At 74.7% G+C, this 13,960-nt stretch carries 12 protein-coding genes; 6 read left to right on the top strand and 6 right to left on the bottom strand.

Translation table 11 applies throughout. The annotated features are described in order from the left end of the window. The first annotated feature begins 49 nt into the window (after positions 1–49). The 5 genes from ABZ842_RS08175 (at position 50) to ABZ842_RS08155 (ending at position 5,090) form a co-directional block, all read left to right on the top strand. Positions 50–1,468, top strand: a complete 1,419-nt coding sequence (locus ABZ842_RS08175; protein ID WP_361533642.1) for an NAD(P)/FAD-dependent oxidoreductase — start codon at positions 50–52, stop codon at positions 1,466–1,468. A 40-nt stretch (positions 1,469–1,508) separates the two neighbouring features. After that, positions 1,509–2,039: an O-acetyl-ADP-ribose deacetylase gene (locus tag ABZ842_RS08170; protein ID WP_361533639.1), complete on the top strand. Its 531-nt coding sequence runs from the start codon at positions 1,509–1,511 to the stop codon at positions 2,037–2,039. 130 nt (positions 2,040–2,169) lie between these two features. Then, on the top strand, positions 2,170–3,651 hold the full coding sequence (locus tag ABZ842_RS08165; protein ID WP_361533636.1) for an AlkA N-terminal domain-containing protein: 1,482 nt from the start codon (positions 2,170–2,172) through the stop codon (positions 3,649–3,651). A gap of 76 nt (positions 3,652–3,727) precedes the next feature. Beyond that, complete coding sequence (locus tag ABZ842_RS08160; RefSeq protein ID WP_361533633.1) at positions 3,728–4,288, top strand: methylated-DNA--[protein]-cysteine S-methyltransferase; 561 nt, start codon at positions 3,728–3,730, stop codon at positions 4,286–4,288. Between the two features lie 82 nt (positions 4,289–4,370). Then, the gene (locus tag ABZ842_RS08155) at positions 4,371–5,090 is read left to right on the top strand and encodes a Sir2 family NAD-dependent protein deacetylase (protein WP_361533630.1); all 720 of its coding nucleotides are present in this window, start codon (positions 4,371–4,373) and stop codon (positions 5,088–5,090) included. Positions 5,091–5,123: 33 nt separating this feature from the next. On the opposite strand, the gene ABZ842_RS08150 is transcribed toward ABZ842_RS08155, so the two are convergent. The 3 genes from ABZ842_RS08150 to ABZ842_RS08140 all read right to left on the bottom strand — a co-directional run bounded on the left by ABZ842_RS08150 (position 5,124) and on the right by ABZ842_RS08140 (position 7,708). Further along, positions 5,124–5,711 (bottom strand): DUF6506 family protein, encoded by a 588-nt coding sequence (locus ABZ842_RS08150; RefSeq protein ID WP_361533627.1) that lies wholly within the window; start codon positions 5,709–5,711, stop codon positions 5,124–5,126. A 119-nt stretch (positions 5,712–5,830) separates the two neighbouring features. Then, positions 5,831–6,337 carry an NUDIX hydrolase gene (locus tag ABZ842_RS08145; protein WP_361533624.1) on the bottom strand — a complete coding sequence of 169 codons (507 nt, stop codon included), beginning with the start codon at positions 6,335–6,337 and terminating at the stop codon, positions 5,831–5,833. A 261-nt stretch (positions 6,338–6,598) separates the two neighbouring features. Continuing rightward, positions 6,599–7,708 carry an ADP-ribosylglycohydrolase family protein gene (locus ABZ842_RS08140; protein WP_361533621.1) on the bottom strand — a complete coding sequence of 370 codons (1,110 nt, stop codon included), beginning with the start codon at positions 7,706–7,708 and terminating at the stop codon, positions 6,599–6,601. A gap of 62 nt (positions 7,709–7,770) precedes the next feature. Between ABZ842_RS08140 and ABZ842_RS08135 the strand changes: the two genes are divergently transcribed. Continuing rightward, complete coding sequence (locus tag ABZ842_RS08135) at positions 7,771–9,483, top strand: GNAT family N-acetyltransferase (protein WP_361533618.1); 1,713 nt, start codon at positions 7,771–7,773, stop codon at positions 9,481–9,483. A gap of 8 nt (positions 9,484–9,491) precedes the next feature. Here ABZ842_RS08135 and ABZ842_RS08130 read toward each other — a convergent pair whose 3' ends face one another. The 3 genes from ABZ842_RS08130 to ABZ842_RS08120 all read right to left on the bottom strand — a co-directional run bounded on the left by ABZ842_RS08130 (position 9,492) and on the right by ABZ842_RS08120 (position 13,913). Next, positions 9,492–10,715, bottom strand: a complete 1,224-nt coding sequence (locus ABZ842_RS08130) for a hypothetical protein (RefSeq protein ID WP_361533615.1) — start codon at positions 10,713–10,715, stop codon at positions 9,492–9,494. 86 nt (positions 10,716–10,801) lie between these two features. Then, a complete protein-coding gene (locus ABZ842_RS08125) occupies positions 10,802–13,096 on the bottom strand; it encodes a hypothetical protein (RefSeq protein WP_361533612.1) in 2,295 nt (764 codons plus the stop codon). Then, positions 13,089–13,913 carry a hypothetical protein gene (locus ABZ842_RS08120; protein ID WP_361533609.1) on the bottom strand — a complete coding sequence of 275 codons (825 nt, stop codon included), beginning with the start codon at positions 13,911–13,913 and terminating at the stop codon, positions 13,089–13,091. The genes ABZ842_RS08125 and ABZ842_RS08120 overlap by 8 nt, the downstream gene beginning before the upstream one ends. Positions 13,914–13,960 lie beyond the last annotated feature (47 nt).

Genomic DNA, 13,960 nt, shown 5'->3' with positions numbered 1-13,960 from the left:
CCGGAATATCCTGAGGCCCGCTGTCCGTCGGTCGACGAAGGAGTCCGAAGTGCCGCCGATGCTGGATGCCGTCGTCGTGGGAGCGGGCCCCAACGGACTGACGGCCGCCGTCGAACTGGCCCGCCGGGGCTTCTCCGTCGCCGTCTTCGAGGCCCGGGAGACCGTCGGCGGCGGTGCCCGCACCGAAGAGCTGACGCTCCCCGGGTTCCGACACGACCCCTGCTCCGCCGTGCACCCCCTCGGCATCGGGTCGCCCGCGTTCGCCGCGATGCCGCTCGACCGCCACGGGCTGGAGTGGCTCCAGCCCGAGCTGGCGCTCGCCCACCCCTTCCCCGACGGCACCGCCGCCGTGCTCGACCGCTCCGTCGGCCAGAGCGCGATGTCCCTGGGCGTCGAGGACGCCGGCGCGTACCGCCGGCTCGTCGAGCCCTACCTCGGCCACTGGGACGCCGTCGCCGCCGACTTCCTGCGCACCCCCTGGGAACGGCTGCCCAGCGACCCGTACCGCTTCGTCCGCTTCGGACTGACCGCGCTCCAGCCGGCGACCTGGACCGCGCGCCGGTTCCGCGGTGAGAAGGCCCGTGGGCTGCTCGCCGGCCTCGCCGCCCACGCCATCGCCCCCACCTCCGGCCTCGCCACCTCCGGCATCGCCCTGATGTTCGCGCTCGCCGCGCACGCCCGCGGCTGGCCGGTGCCGCGCGGCGGCTCCCAGGCGATCTCCGACGCCCTCGCCTCCTACCTGCGCTCCTGCGGCGGCACCGTCCACACCGGCGTCGAGGTCAAGCGTCTGGACGAGCTGCCGCCCGCCCGCGCGTACGTCTTCGACACCTCCCCGACCGCGCTGGCCCGCATCGCCGGGCTCGGCCGCGCCTACGACGGCTACCGCTACGGCCCCTCCGCCTTCAAGATCGACTACGCGCTCTCCGGGCCCATGCCGTGGACGGCGCCCGAGGCCCGCGTCGCCGGGACCGTGCACATCGGCCCCACCGCGGAGGAGATCGAGGCCGCGCTCGCCGCCGCCGTCGGCGGGCACGAGCCGGAGCGGCCGTTCCTGATCACCGCCCAGCCCAGCCTCGTCGACCCGAGCCGGGCGCCCGAAGGCAAGCACACGTTCTGGGTGTACGGCCACGTGCCCGCCCGCTGGGAGGGCGACGCCACCGACGCCATCGAGCGCCAACTGGAGCGCTTCGCCCCCGGCTTCCGCGACCTGGTGCTCGCCCGCGCGGTCTCCGGGCCGCCCCAGCTCGCCGCCCACAACGCCAACTACGTCGGCGGCGACATCGCCTGCGGCGCCTTCGCCGGGCTCCAGACCGTGCTGCGCCCCAAGCTGGCCCGCGTCCCGTACGCGACCGCCCACCCCGCCGTCTTCCTCTGCTCGTCGGCCACCCCGCCCGGCCCCGGAGTCCACGGCATGTCCGGCCACTGGGCGGCCAAGGCCGTCTGGCGGCGGCTGCGCGCGACCGCTTGAAACCGCTCCGGGGCACCCGGAGCGGTGGGAGGATGACGCCATGACGCAGCAGCCCGCCATCGTGCTCGTGCGCGGAGACATCACCGAGCAGCACGTCGACGCCATCGTCAACGCGGCCAACACCTCGCTGCTGGGCGGTGGCGGAGTGGACGGCGCGATCCACCGGCGCGGCGGCCCCGAGATCCTCGCCGAGTGCCGTGCGCTGCGCGCCTCCCACTACGGCCGCGGCCTACCCACCGGCCAGGCCGTGGCCACCACCGCCGGCCGGCTCGACGCGGAGCACGTCATCCACACCGCGGGACCGGTCTGGTCCGCCGAGCACGACCGCAGCGACCTGCTGGCGTCCTGCTACCGCAGCGCGCTCGCGCTCGCGGCGGAGCTCGGTGCCAAGACCGTCGCCTTCCCCGCGATCTCCACCGGCACCTACGGCTGGCCCATGGACGACGCCGCCCGCATCGCGGTCCGCACGGTGCGGGCGGCGACCCTGCCGCCGGTGGCCGAGGTCCGGTTCGTGCTCTTCGGCGAGTACGCGTACGTGGAGTTCGGCGCCGCTCTCGCGGCCCGGTACTGACCAGCGGCCCGGTACTGACCGGCGGCCCGGTACTGATCGACGGCCCTCGGCACGGCGAAGTGCCGGCAGACGAAGGGCGATGTCGTTTTCTCGCCAGCCCGAGGGTGCTCGATGCTCCATCCTTGAAGGCATGCACACCGACACCGAGCGCTGTGTCCGCGCCGTGCAGTCCAAGGACGCCCGGTTCGACGGTTGGTTCTTCACCGCCGTGCTGACCACCGGGATCTACTGCCGCCCGAGCTGCCCCGTCGTGCCGCCCAAGCCGGAGAACATGACCTTCTACCCCAGCGCCGCCGCCTGCCAGCAGGCCGGCTTCCGCGCCTGCAAGCGCTGCCGCCCCGACACCAGCCCCGGATCGCCGCAGTGGAACGCCCGCGCGGACGCCGTGGCCCGGGCGATGCGGCTGATCAGGGACGGAGTGGTCGACCGCGAGGGCGTCCCGGGCCTGGCGACCAGGCTCGGCTACTCCACCCGCCAGATCGAACGCCAGCTCCGCGCCGAACTCGGCGCCGGCCCGCTCGCCCTCGCCCGCGCACAGCGCGCGCAGACCGCCCGGGTGCTGATCGAGACGACCGCGCTGCCGATGGCCGAGGTCGCCTTCGCCGCCGGCTTCGCCTCGATCCGGACCTTCAACGACACCGTGCGCGAGGTCTTCGCCCTCGCCCCCGGCGAGCTGCGGGCCCGCTCCGCCAGGCGCGGCACCGAGTCCGGGCACCCGCCGACCCCGGGCGTGATCGCGCTGCGGCTGCCGTTCCGCCGCCCGCTGAACCCGAGCAACCTCTTCGGGCACCTCGCCGCGACGGCCGTGCCCGGGGTGGAGGAGTGGCGGGACGGCGCGTACCGGCGCACCCTGCGCCTGCCGTACGGGCACGGCGTCGTCGCCCTGAGCCCGCGGCCCGACCACATCGCCTGCCGGCTCTCCCTCACCGACGCCCGGGACCTGACCATCGCGATCAGCCGGTGCCGGTGGATGCTGGACCTGGACGCCGACCCCGTCGCCGTCGACGACCACCTGCGCACCGACCCCCTGCTGCGGCCCCTGGTGGACGCCGCGCCGGGCCGCCGGGTGCCGCGGACGGTGGACGCGGACGAGTTCGCCGTACGGGCCGTGCTCGGGCAGCAGGTGTCGACGGCCGCCGCCCGCACCCACGCGGCACGGCTGGTCACCGCGCACGGCGAGCGGATCGAGGACCCCGAGGGCGGGCTCACCCACCTCTTCCCGACCTCCCGGGCGCTGGCCGGTCTCGACCCCGAGGCCCTGGCGCTGCCCCGCACCCGGCGCACCACGCTGACCACCCTCGTCGCCGCGCTCGCCGACGGCTCGCTACGGCTCGGCGTGGACAGCGACTGGGACGCCACCCGCGCCAGGCTCGCGGCGCTGCCCGGCTTCGGCCCGTGGACCGTCGAGGCCGTCGCCATGCGCGCGCTCGGCGACCCGGACGCCTTCCTGCCCACGGACCTGGGGGTGCGGCGCGCCGCGGCCGGGCTCCGACTCCACGCCACCCCGGCCGCGCTCACCGCGCACGCCGCCGCCTGGCGACCCTGGCGGGCGTACGCCGTGCAGTACCTGTGGGCCACCGACGACCACCCCATCAACCACCTCCCGGACTGAGGCGCCGGCCCCGCCACGGGGCCGTGACCACCGCCCGAGACGACCGCAGCACCCGCGAAACAGAGGAAGCCCCCCGATGACCAGGCAGACCACGCAGACCAGGCAAACGAAGCAGACCAGGCAGGCGCGGCAGATCAGGCAGCACATGGTCGTGGACAGCCCCTACGGCCCGCTGACGCTCGTCGCCACCGACGGCGTCCTCAGCGGCCTCTACATGACCGACCAGCGCCACCGCCCCGCCGAGGAGACGTTCGGCGAGCCCTGCGACGAGCCGTTCGACGAGGTGGTCCGACAGCTCGACGCCTACTTCGCCCGCGAGCTGACCGAGTTCGACCTGCCGCTGAACCTCGCGGGCACCGACTTCCAGCGCCGCGTGTGGGAGCAGTTGGTGCGCATCCCCTACGGCGAGACCCGGACGTACGGCGAACTCGCCCGCGACCTCGGCAACCCGAACGCCTCCCGCGCGGTCGGGCTCGCCAACGGCAAGAACCCGATCAGCATCATCGTGCCGTGCCACCGGGTGATCGGTTCGACCGGCAGCCTGATCGGCTATGGCGGCGGCGTCGACCGCAAACAGCGCCTGCTGGCCTTCGAGGAGCCCGCCGGGGTGCCCGGCGCGCCCGAAGCGCTCTTCTGAGGCCCCGCCGAAGCCCCGCCGGGGCCCTCGCGGCACCACAAACCGTTCGCCGGCGCCCGCCCGGGCCGCCTATCGTCGCGGTATGACTCTCGTCGCGATCCTCAGCGGCGCCGGCGTGTCCACCGACTCCGGAATTCCCGACTACCGGGGCCCCAACGGCCTGTGGCGGCGCGACCCGGAGGCCGAGAAGCTGGTCACCTACGACGCCTACATGTCCGACGCGGACGTCCGGCGCCGCGCCTGGCAGGTGCGGCGCACCAGCGCCACCTGGGACGCGCGGCCGAACGCGGCGCACCACGCGGTCGTGGAGCTGGCGGCGCGACCGGACATGGCGGTCCGGGTCATCACCCAGAACGTCGACGGGCTCCACCAGGCCGCGGGCCTGCCCGACCGCAAGGTCCTGGAACTCCACGGCACCGCCCGGACGGCCCTGTGCACCCGGTGCGGCGCCCGCTCGCCCATGGCCGAGGCGCTGGCGAGGGTCGAGGCGGGCGAGGAGGACCCGGCGTGCCGCGTCTGCGGCGGGATCCTGAAGTCGGCGACGGTGATGTTCGGCCAGTCCCTGGACCCGGCCGTCCTCGGGCAGGCGATCGAGATCACCCGCGCCTGCGAGGTCTTCATCGCCGTCGGCACCAGCCTTCAGGTGCAGCCGGCGGCGTCCCTGACGGGGATGGCGGCCGAGGCCGGAGCGCGGGTCGCCATCGTGAACGCGGAGCCGACGCCGTACGACGGAATCGCCGACGAGGTCGTCCGCGAGCCCATCGGCACGGCCCTGCCCGAGCTGCTGCGCAAGCTGACCTGACGCGGGGCACGGCGCCTGCTGCGACGACTCCTCCTAAGCGGGCGTCTGCGTCTGCGTCGGCTTCGAGTGCGGGTAGGCGACGACGCCCACCGGGACGCGCTCGCCCACGGCCTCGATCACCGCGGCCACGTCCGGCGCGCCCCAGTCGCCGTAGAGCTCGATCAGCTGGACGTCGGCGGCGAACTCGGCGGCGACGGCCGCACCGGCGGCCGGCTCCGGCACGGCCACGAACTGCGACGTGGAGGCGCCCTCGGGACGGACGAACCGGTCCACGGCCGGGTCCGCGCCGGGCTGGACGTACAGGAACAGCTCCCGCTGGGCCTCGCCCGCGAACGCCCGCCGCTTGTACTCCGCGACGTCGGTCAGCGACTCGAAGCCGAAGAGCACCGTCCCCACCCGGGCCCGGCCGCCCACTGCGGCCTCCACCGCGGCGGCCCAGGGATAGCCGGTGGCGCCGCACAACTCGACGGTGTCCACGCCCCGTTCGACGTACTCGGCCGCGAGTGCCGCGGCGGCGGCCGGCGTGGGCGCGGTCAGGATGTGCGTGCCAGTGCCGTCCGGGCCGGTGCGCAGGGGCTCGGTGGCCTCGGACCGGAAGATGATCGCCTTCTCGCCGGGCATGGCGTCCTCCATGAACTCGTTGGGCTACCTGGTGCGTTGGTGCGTTCGGTGCTTGTGGTAGCGGCAACGCGAAGGGGGGCCCGGCTGTTCCCGGCACGGCGCCGGAGCCCCCCGGTACGTCATCGGCTCGGCAGCCCGTCCACCAACTCCGCCGGCCCGGAGCCCGAGTCGAGCGCCTCCAGCGCCGCGGTGATCCGGTGCCCCAGCGTCGTCAACAGATAGCCGCCGAGCTCCTTGCGCTCGACCAGCCGCCACGACAGCAACTCGTCCTCCTGGAGCCGGATCGCCGCCAACTGGTCCGGCGTCAGCACCCCGCCGTCGTACACGAACGCGACGACCGGCGGTCGCAGCGGCCCGCGCACCCAGTCGACCGCGAGCAGCCTGCCCGGCTCGACGTCCAGGCCGATCTCCTCCAACGTCTCCCGCCGCGCCGCCTCGCGCGGCGTCTCGCCGCCGTCCGACTCGACCGTGCCGCCGGGCAGCGCCCAGCCCTCGCGGTAGTTGGGCTCGACGACGAGCACCTTCCCCTCCGGGTCCCGGAGCAGGGTCGCCGCACCGGAGAGCACGCGGGGCAGGGAGGCGATGTAGGCGCCGTACGCGTTGTCGTTGTCGTTGTCCTTGGTCACGAACGGCAGCGTAGGGCCTGATCTACGTGACACGCCCCGGGGCGTGTCCCTAGCAACGCGCCCGTGTCCGCGGGTGCGCTGCTCTGTGCGGGCCGGTGGTGGCTGTTCGCGCGGTTCCCCCCTTGACCCCAGAGGGACTCGGGGCCCTCAATGCCCTCGCCGTTTCCCTGCGCGACAAGCCCACCACCGGGCCGCAGACGCCGTCATCGCGCACCCGGCACGGCGCCGCCGCGCCCGCATCCGAGAGAGAGGCACCGACGGCTACGGGCTGTTCGTGGGGCCCGATTCCGACGCGAGGCGGAGCGTGCGCGTCGCCAGGTCGGTGATGCGGACGCCGTCGAAGCCGAACACCGCGCTGCGCAAGCGGTCCTCCAGCGGCTCCGTCCACTGCGCCGGCAGCGCCGCCGCGCCGCACAGCACGCCCGCCACCGAACCCGCCGTCGCCCCGTTGGAGTCCGTGTCCAGGCCGCCGCGGACCGTGAGCGCGATCGTGCGGGTGAAGTCCCCCTCGCCGTACAGCAGCCCCGCGGTCAGCACCGCGACGTTCGGCACCGTGTGGATCCAGCCGAGCCCGCGCGTGCGCTCCTCGGAATCCGCGAGGGCTTCCTCCCATCCGGTGCCCGCGTCGTACAGGGCGATCACGTGCCGCACCGTCCGGGCGAACCGGCTGTGCCCCGGGACCTGCCGCAGGCCCGCCTCCACCGCGGCGCGCGGCCCCGGCGCGGTGAAGGCCGCGGCGATCGTCGCCGCCGCCCACACCGCGCCGTGCACCCCGTCGCCCCGGTGGGACAGCAGCGCGTCCCGGCGCGCCAGCGCGGCGGCGCGGTCCGGGTCGCCGGGGCTGGTCCAGCCGAAGACGTCCGCCCGGATCAGGGCGCCGATCCACTCCTGGTAGGGATTGTCGTGCGTGGCCGTCAGCGGCGGCACCACGCCGTCGACCAGGTTCCGGTACGCCACCCGCTCCGCGGTGAACGTCTGGAGGTACGGCAGCCGCTCCAGCCACACCTGGCCGACCTGCTCCGTCGTGAAGCCGAAGCCGCGGGTCTCCAACAGGTGCAGCCCGAGGACCGCGTAGTCCACGTCGTCGTCGCGGCAGCTGCCGTGCACCCGCCCGCGCACGCACTCGGGCCACTCGCGGCGCAGGTCGAACTCGCCCGGCGCGGCGTCGGCCGGCGGCGGGGGCAGATAGTCCGTCAGGGGGAGCGCGTCGGTGCGGCGCAGGTACGCGTCGATGCGCTCCCGAGTCCAGTAGTCGCCGCGCTCGACCGGTTTGCCGAGCATGTTGCCCGCGACCCGGCCCAGCCAGCCGCCCAGAACCCGATCGGCCAGCCCGCCCGGCTCCGATCCGTCCTCTCCAGGGTGTCCCGTCATGACGGCTGTTGTACCCCGCGCGGCCCGTCCCGACCCGCGGGCGTGCCGCTACGCTCACGCGCGTGTGGATACGCGAGGCCCAGCCGACCGAAGCCGAGGCGCACGCCGTCACCGAACTGGTCCTACGGTCCAAGGCGCACTGGGGGTACGACGCGGCGTTCCTCGCCGAGTGCCGGCGGGAGCTGACCGTGACCGCGGCCGACGTCCTGCCGCGCCGGGTCCTGGTCGCGGAGGGGGACGACGGCGGGCTGCTCGCCGTCGCCTCGCTGGAGGGCGAGCCGCCGCACGGCGCGCTCGGCCTGCTCTTCGTGGCCCCCGAGGCGATGGGGCGGGGCATCGGCAGGACGCTGTACGCGCACGTCCTGGAGGACGCCCGGGCCCTCGGCTTCACCGCGCTGAGCATCGACGCCGACCCGCACGCCGTCGGCTTCTACCGGGCGCTCGGCGCCCGCCCCCGGCCCGACGCGGGCGACGCGGGCGGCGCGCTGCCCCGGTTCGCGGTCGACCTGGCGCCCCGGCCGGCCTGGGCCCGGGCGTGGGCCGACGGGCGACGCGCGGTCCACCTGGGCAACGTCGCCGAGTTCCAGGCACAGTTCGCCCGGGCCGGCCGGCGCCCGCGGTCCGCCGCGTCATCGACGGCGGCCGACCACTACGCCTGCCTCGCCGCCTTCGCCGGCCCCCACCCCGTCGCCGTCGCGCTCCCCGCACGGATCCCCGCCGGCTGGATCGACCTGGTCGCCCGACAACTGCGCTGGGCCCGGGTGGAGGTGTACGACGGGCTCGACGAGGCCGCGCTCCTCGCCCAGGGCGGGCCGGGGGAGCGCTGGCGCGATCGGCCCGTCGTCGCCTGGGGACACACCGACGCCGCGGCGCAGCTGTCCGGCCGCCCGCTGCCGGCCGAAGCCCTGCGGTACGAGTCCAAGGAGCAGTCCCACGCCCTCTTCGGGCAGCTCGCCCCCAAGCACCCGGGAATCCGCGTCCCCGAACGCTGGCCCGCCCCCACCCGCCGCGCCGCGGCCCGGCTGATCGCGGCCCGTGCCCGCACCGGCGCCCGTACGGTCGTCAAGACCGCGCACGGCGCGGGCGGCTCCGGCACCCGGATCGCCACCGGACGCGTCCGCGCGCTGTCCCTGCCGCGCGGCCCGCTCCTCGTCGAGGAGTACGTCACCGGGGACGGCACCCACCCCACGTACGACGGGCTCGTCGACGCCCGGGGCGCCGTCCACGACGTCGGCGTGGCGAGCATGGAGATGGGCGGCCCGGGCGGCACGGCGTACTGCGGCGCGACCGTCGGCCCGGGCGCCGTACCCGACCGCACCGCGCAAAGGGCCCTGCGCTTCGGTCACGACGTGGGCCGCGCACTGGCGGCGGACGGCTACCGAGGCTGGTTCGACGTGGACTTCGTGACCTGGGACGACGGCCTGCTCGCCCCGGTCGAGACGAACCTGCGGCTGACCGGCCCGTCCGTCGCCTTCATGATCAAACTCCGGCTCGACGAGACCCGCGGCGGCGACCACCTCGTGCGCTGCGTGGACCGCGTGGACCTCGGCGCGCGGCTGCCGGACGGGGAGCTGATCGCGTTCCTCACCGAACTGACCGAGCGGTGCGCGGGGGTGGACGCGGTGCTGGTCCCCACGATCCCCTCCGCGGCGTACGGGCCGGCGCCGTGGCTGGGCGTGGCGCTGGCCGCGCGCACCGCGCCGCGTCTGGACGCGGCCGAGGCCCTGGTGCGCACCTCCTGCGGTGCGCTGTCCCGCGTCTTCTCCCCGGCGTGAGCCACGGTCTAAGTGCCGTGCTCGCCGCCACCACCTGCATCGGCACCGGCACCGGCACCGGCACCGGCACCTGCATCGGCATCGGCATCGGCACCGGCACCCGTAGCGTCCTCAGCGGTGGACCCGGCGCCGCTCCCGTCGTCCGCCCCTTCCCAGAAGAGGCTGCGCCGGGGTCCGCCCTCGATCGGCACCTTCGGCACCGAGTCGGTGGTCAGCCGGCGGGCGTTCGTCCGCAGGAACTCGACGACCACCATGGCCTGGTCCCCGAGCTCCCAGCGTTCGAGGAGGCCGCCTTCGATGAGCCGGGACATCAGCTCCATGCCGTCCTGGCGCTCCTTGCGCTGCTCCTTGCGGAACAACTGGCGGATCTCCATGACGTCCTTGGGGTTGCGCGCCATCATCTGCGCCATCAGCGCGTGGTCGCCGCGCTCGATGGCCTGCTGGAAGTCGGTGGCCCAGTCGCGGATCAACGTCCGCTCGTTCTCGTCCCTGAGCAGGCGCAGTTGCTGGTTGAGCCGCTCCAGGTCCGTCTGGTGCAGGACCCGGCCGAGGTTCTTGCCGTGGGCCTGGATCAGCTCGTCGGACGAGATCGTCACGAAGACGTCCAGCTTCAGACCGAAGTCCTCGCCCAGCTTCGCCTGCCGCAGCGCCTTGTGGACCTCGTCGCGCACATCCTCGGCGCTGCCGATGGAGATGGTGCGCGACACGTTCCGCAACTCCTGCTCCAACTCCGGCACGAGCAGCGCGGCGACGTCCGTGACCTGGCTCCTCGCCACCCGGTACGGATCGCTCACCTGCCAGCGGACCCGTATCTCGGCGGGAAAGCTCCGCCCCTTCTCGGACGCCGGCAACTCCGCCACGAACGACACCGTGTGCCAACCCAGTTGCAGTTCAAACGCGGCGTACGGGCGGCGCAGCCAGCGCCACAGGTAGCCCTCCTCGCCCTCGGGCCCCACCGCGAGGGGCCGCCGGTTGCGGTAGTAGAGCACCGTCACCACCTGGGCACTGCGGTGCCGGTACGGCCAACGCGGCCGGTACTCGCGCAGGAAGGGGCCCGGCAGCTCCTGCGGCGAGGCGGGCAGTTCGTCCGGCCTGCCCCGCCGCGGCTCCGGCCGGTCGTACCCCGAGTCGGCGGGAGGGTGCCACGGCCGCACGGGCGGCATCGGGGGCACGGGCGGCGAAAGGGCACGACTCCGCGGCTGCTGGACGTGCAGCGGGTTCTGGGCGTTCATCTCACATCGTCTCCTCGTGCTCCGTGCTCGGCGGTTCGACCGGTCGTGGCGCGGGCGGACTCCTCCGGTTGCGCGACGAGGACCCGTCACCCCTCCACCGCCGCACGCAACTGCCGTACGGTCGCCGGCTTCAGGGGCTCGTCGGGGTCGCGTTCCATCCGGCGCAGGAGGTTGCGCAGCCGATCGGTGTCCTCGGTTCCGCTCACCAGGTGGGGCAGGAAGTCGCACAGGGCGTCCAACAGCGCCGGCTCCCGCTCCCCGCGGCGCATCCACTCGCTCAGCGAGATCTGCAACTCCTCCCGCCACCGCGCGGTGTCCAAGCCGCACCACACCAGGTCGGCCAACATCCGGGTGTGCCGCGGCTCCAGGGTCAAGAGGGCGGCGGCCAGGGGCCAGCCGGGGTACTCCCGCATTCCCGGCCGGTCGTGGAAGCCCCACAGTTCGCGGGGCCGGTTCCACAGCGCCCGGTCCACGGTGGCCAGCGCGAGGTCCCGGCGGTCCTGCCTCCGGTCACCCAGCCACGCCCCCATCCGCCGCAGCACCACCTCGGGTTGCGTCCCGGCGAGCAGCCGGGCGACGCTGAAGGACACCTGCATCCGCAGCTCCGTGTCGTCCTCGCCGGCCAGCCGCCCCAACTCGTCGAGGCTGGCGGAGACCGACGTCGCGACCGTCCCGAAGCCGTGCACCAGGGCCGCGGTGCCCTGGCGGGCCCGGTCGTCGCCGCGCGCCCAGGCCCGTACGAAGTCGCGGACGATCGGACGCACGGCATCGTTGAGGGTCGCCGCCTGGGCGAGGACCGTGGCCGCCGCGACGCGCTGCTGGAGCGAGTCGGCCGACGCCATCGGATCGACGATCGCGTCGAAGGCGAAGGCGTAGTCGAGCGTGCAGAGCGCGCCCGCCGTGATGGCCGCGGGCACCCACACCATCGGCGCCTCGTCGGCGCACTGCGTGCGCAGCCACTGGCACAGCGGATCGCGCACGCTCTGGTAGTCGTCCCACACGTGGGACAGCACGGCCCGGGCGAGCGCGCGCCCCTGCAACCGCACGTTCCGGGTCCTGAGCTTGCGACCGTCGAACACGATCTCGCCGTCGAACAGTTCGGCCCGGGTCGCCGCCAGGCGCGCCTCCTGGTGGTCGCCGAACAGCGCGCGACCCGGCTCCCGATCGGGGAAGGCCGCCAGGGCGAACTCCCACGCCAACCGGTCCGCCGCGGTCGCCGCCACGCTGTAGGGCGAGCCGTTGTAGACGGCGACGGCGGTGCGGAACGCCGCCTGCCGCAGCGCGGCCGTCACGGCGCTCTTGTTGCGCGGCCCGGCACGCGACGTGCTGGCGAACCACGCGCGGGCCTGCCGCGGGGCGAACGTCCTGAGTTCGGCGACGAGCTCGTCGGCGGAGGTCTCCCCCTTCAGGTGCCCCACCAGCAGCCCCGCCAGCGACTCCACCTCGTGCGGCCGTAACCCGTCGAGCCCCAGGGCCTCCACCACGTCCTCGCTCCGGGCGAGCTGCGACGCCCGCTCCAGACCTTCGCCGTCGGCGTGCCCCAGCAGCGCCACGAGGTGCTTGCGCAACACCCCGTCGGCCGACGCCGTCAAGAAGAGCCGCCCGTACCGGCCGCGCAGCAACTCGTCGGCGAACCCGCCGGAGGCGACCACCAGGATGCCGTACGCACGGCGCCGGTCGAGGATCGCGCTGAGCCGGTCCAGGTGCAGCTCGGCGGGGCGTTCGGGAAGCCAGCGGCGCTCGCCTCCGCGCTCGCCGTCCCGTTCGTCCTCCGGGCGGTGCCGGTCGTGGGCGAACGCTTCCTCCCCGCTGATCTCCACCAGGTAGCCGTGCCCCTCCTGGAGGTCCGCCTGGGCGATCGTGTCCAGGTCGGTGCGCGGATCGAGCCGCTCCACCCGGCCGCGCGTCACCGCGTCCAGCAGGGACAGCGCCGCGTAGCGCCGCCCGCTGCCCGGGTCGCCGCACAGCGCCACCAGCCGCTGCTGCTTCAACAGGTCGAGGAGGCCCGCGTAGCGCGGCGGCTCTTCGAAGACCAGCCGCAGCCGCCGCAACTCGTCGCGCGGCAGCGCACCGGACACCAGGCGCGGCAGCCCGGTGCGGTCCCGGTGGTAGTGGTGGTGGTCGCCCAGGTGCACGTCCCCCTGGGTACCGTCGAGGATCGCGTTGCGCCCGTGCACGTCGACGAAGTTGGCCCGCGCGTGCCGTACGGCGTCCTGCGCCCCGATCCCCGCCTGCTCGCCCAGCGGGCCGCTGCGCACCGCACCGTGGCGAAGGCCGTCGTCGGACCCGGCCCCCTGGCCGGCGCCACCACCGCCACCGCCCCCGCCCGCCTTGTCCCCGCCGCCGCCCTGCGGCCCCTTTCCCCCCGGCTCCTCACTCATCGCGGCCACCCTTCGCCGGGTCCGCGTCCGCTTCCGCGTCCGGGGCGTCGTCCGTGCCGTGGACGCCGATGACGTTGCCGTGCACCTCGGCGCCGTCCACGATCTGGTTGTGTCCGTTCACGGTGATCGCGTACTTGGTCGACCACGGCGTCCCGGCGTCGGCGCGCGCAGTCGCCCCAGCCCCCGCCCGGGCCCCCGCCCCGTCCCGCGTCGCCCGGCGCGCGCCGGCCGGACCGCGCTGCGTCGGCACCGGCGTCCCGCCCGGCACCGGCGGCTGCTCGCGCCCCGGCACGTGGAACCAGGCGACCTCGTCGGTCTCCTTCATCTGCACCGCGTACGGGCGGTAGTGCGCCGGCTCCACGAATCTGCCCCCGTCGACGACGACCGAACGGTAGAGGGCGTCGGATACCACGAAGACCACGTCGACGGTGTCGTCCGCGGCCAGGATCCCCCTGGCCGGGGCGCTGTCGCACAGTCGGCACGTCAGGTCGACGGCCCGGCCCACCAACCCCCTGCCGTCGTGGGCGACCGGACCGCCGTGCATGGCGATCCGCAGCCGCAGCGGCCCGTTCAGCCCCGCATTGTGCTCGCGCACGCCCTGGTACACCTCTTCGAGCCAGAGCCCGACCAGCGCCGAGGGCGGTACGTGCGGCGCGAGCGCGGCGAGCACTCCGTCGCCCCGGTCCTCCAGGTGCACCTGCTCCAACCCGACGCCGACCGCGTCGAAGGCCGCCTCGAAGACCTCGTACATGACCCTGCGCGAGCGGAGCTTGGCCCGCTGGCCCAGGCGCCCGGAACCCATGATGTCCGCGCTCACCACCCATCGGTGAACGGCTTCGAAACTGCTCACTCGCACCCCCCTGT

It is taken from the genome of Streptomyces sp. NPDC047315 (genome assembly GCF_040643215.1).
GTDB lineage: Bacteria > Actinomycetota > Actinomycetes > Streptomycetales > Streptomycetaceae > Streptomyces.
This window is presented reverse-complemented; position numbering and strand designations above follow the sequence as displayed.

Bases quoted from the DNA above. Each gene is read 5' to 3' on its own strand.
- ABZ842_RS08155 (WP_361533630.1), top strand. From the start codon at position 4,371: ATGACTCTCGTCGCGATCCTCAGCGGCGCCGGCGTGTCCACCGACTCC.
- ABZ842_RS08165 (WP_361533636.1), top strand. From the start codon at position 2,170: ATGCACACCGACACCGAGCGCTGTGTCCGCGCCGTGCAGTCCAAGGAC.
- ABZ842_RS08130 (WP_361533615.1), bottom strand. From the start codon at position 10,715: ATGAACGCCCAGAACCCGCTGCACGTCCAGCAGCCGCGGAGTCGTGCC.
- ABZ842_RS08125 (WP_361533612.1), bottom strand. From the start codon at position 13,096: ATGAGTGAGGAGCCGGGGGGAAAGGGGCCGCAGGGCGGCGGCGGGGAC.
- ABZ842_RS08150 (WP_361533627.1), bottom strand. From the start codon at position 5,711: ATGCCCGGCGAGAAGGCGATCATCTTCCGGTCCGAGGCCACCGAGCCC.
- ABZ842_RS08170 (WP_361533639.1), top strand. From the start codon at position 1,509: ATGACGCAGCAGCCCGCCATCGTGCTCGTGCGCGGAGACATCACCGAG.
- ABZ842_RS08160 (WP_361533633.1), top strand. From the start codon at position 3,728: ATGACCAGGCAGACCACGCAGACCAGGCAAACGAAGCAGACCAGGCAG.
- ABZ842_RS08140 (WP_361533621.1), bottom strand. From the start codon at position 7,708: ATGACGGGACACCCTGGAGAGGACGGATCGGAGCCGGGCGGGCTGGCC.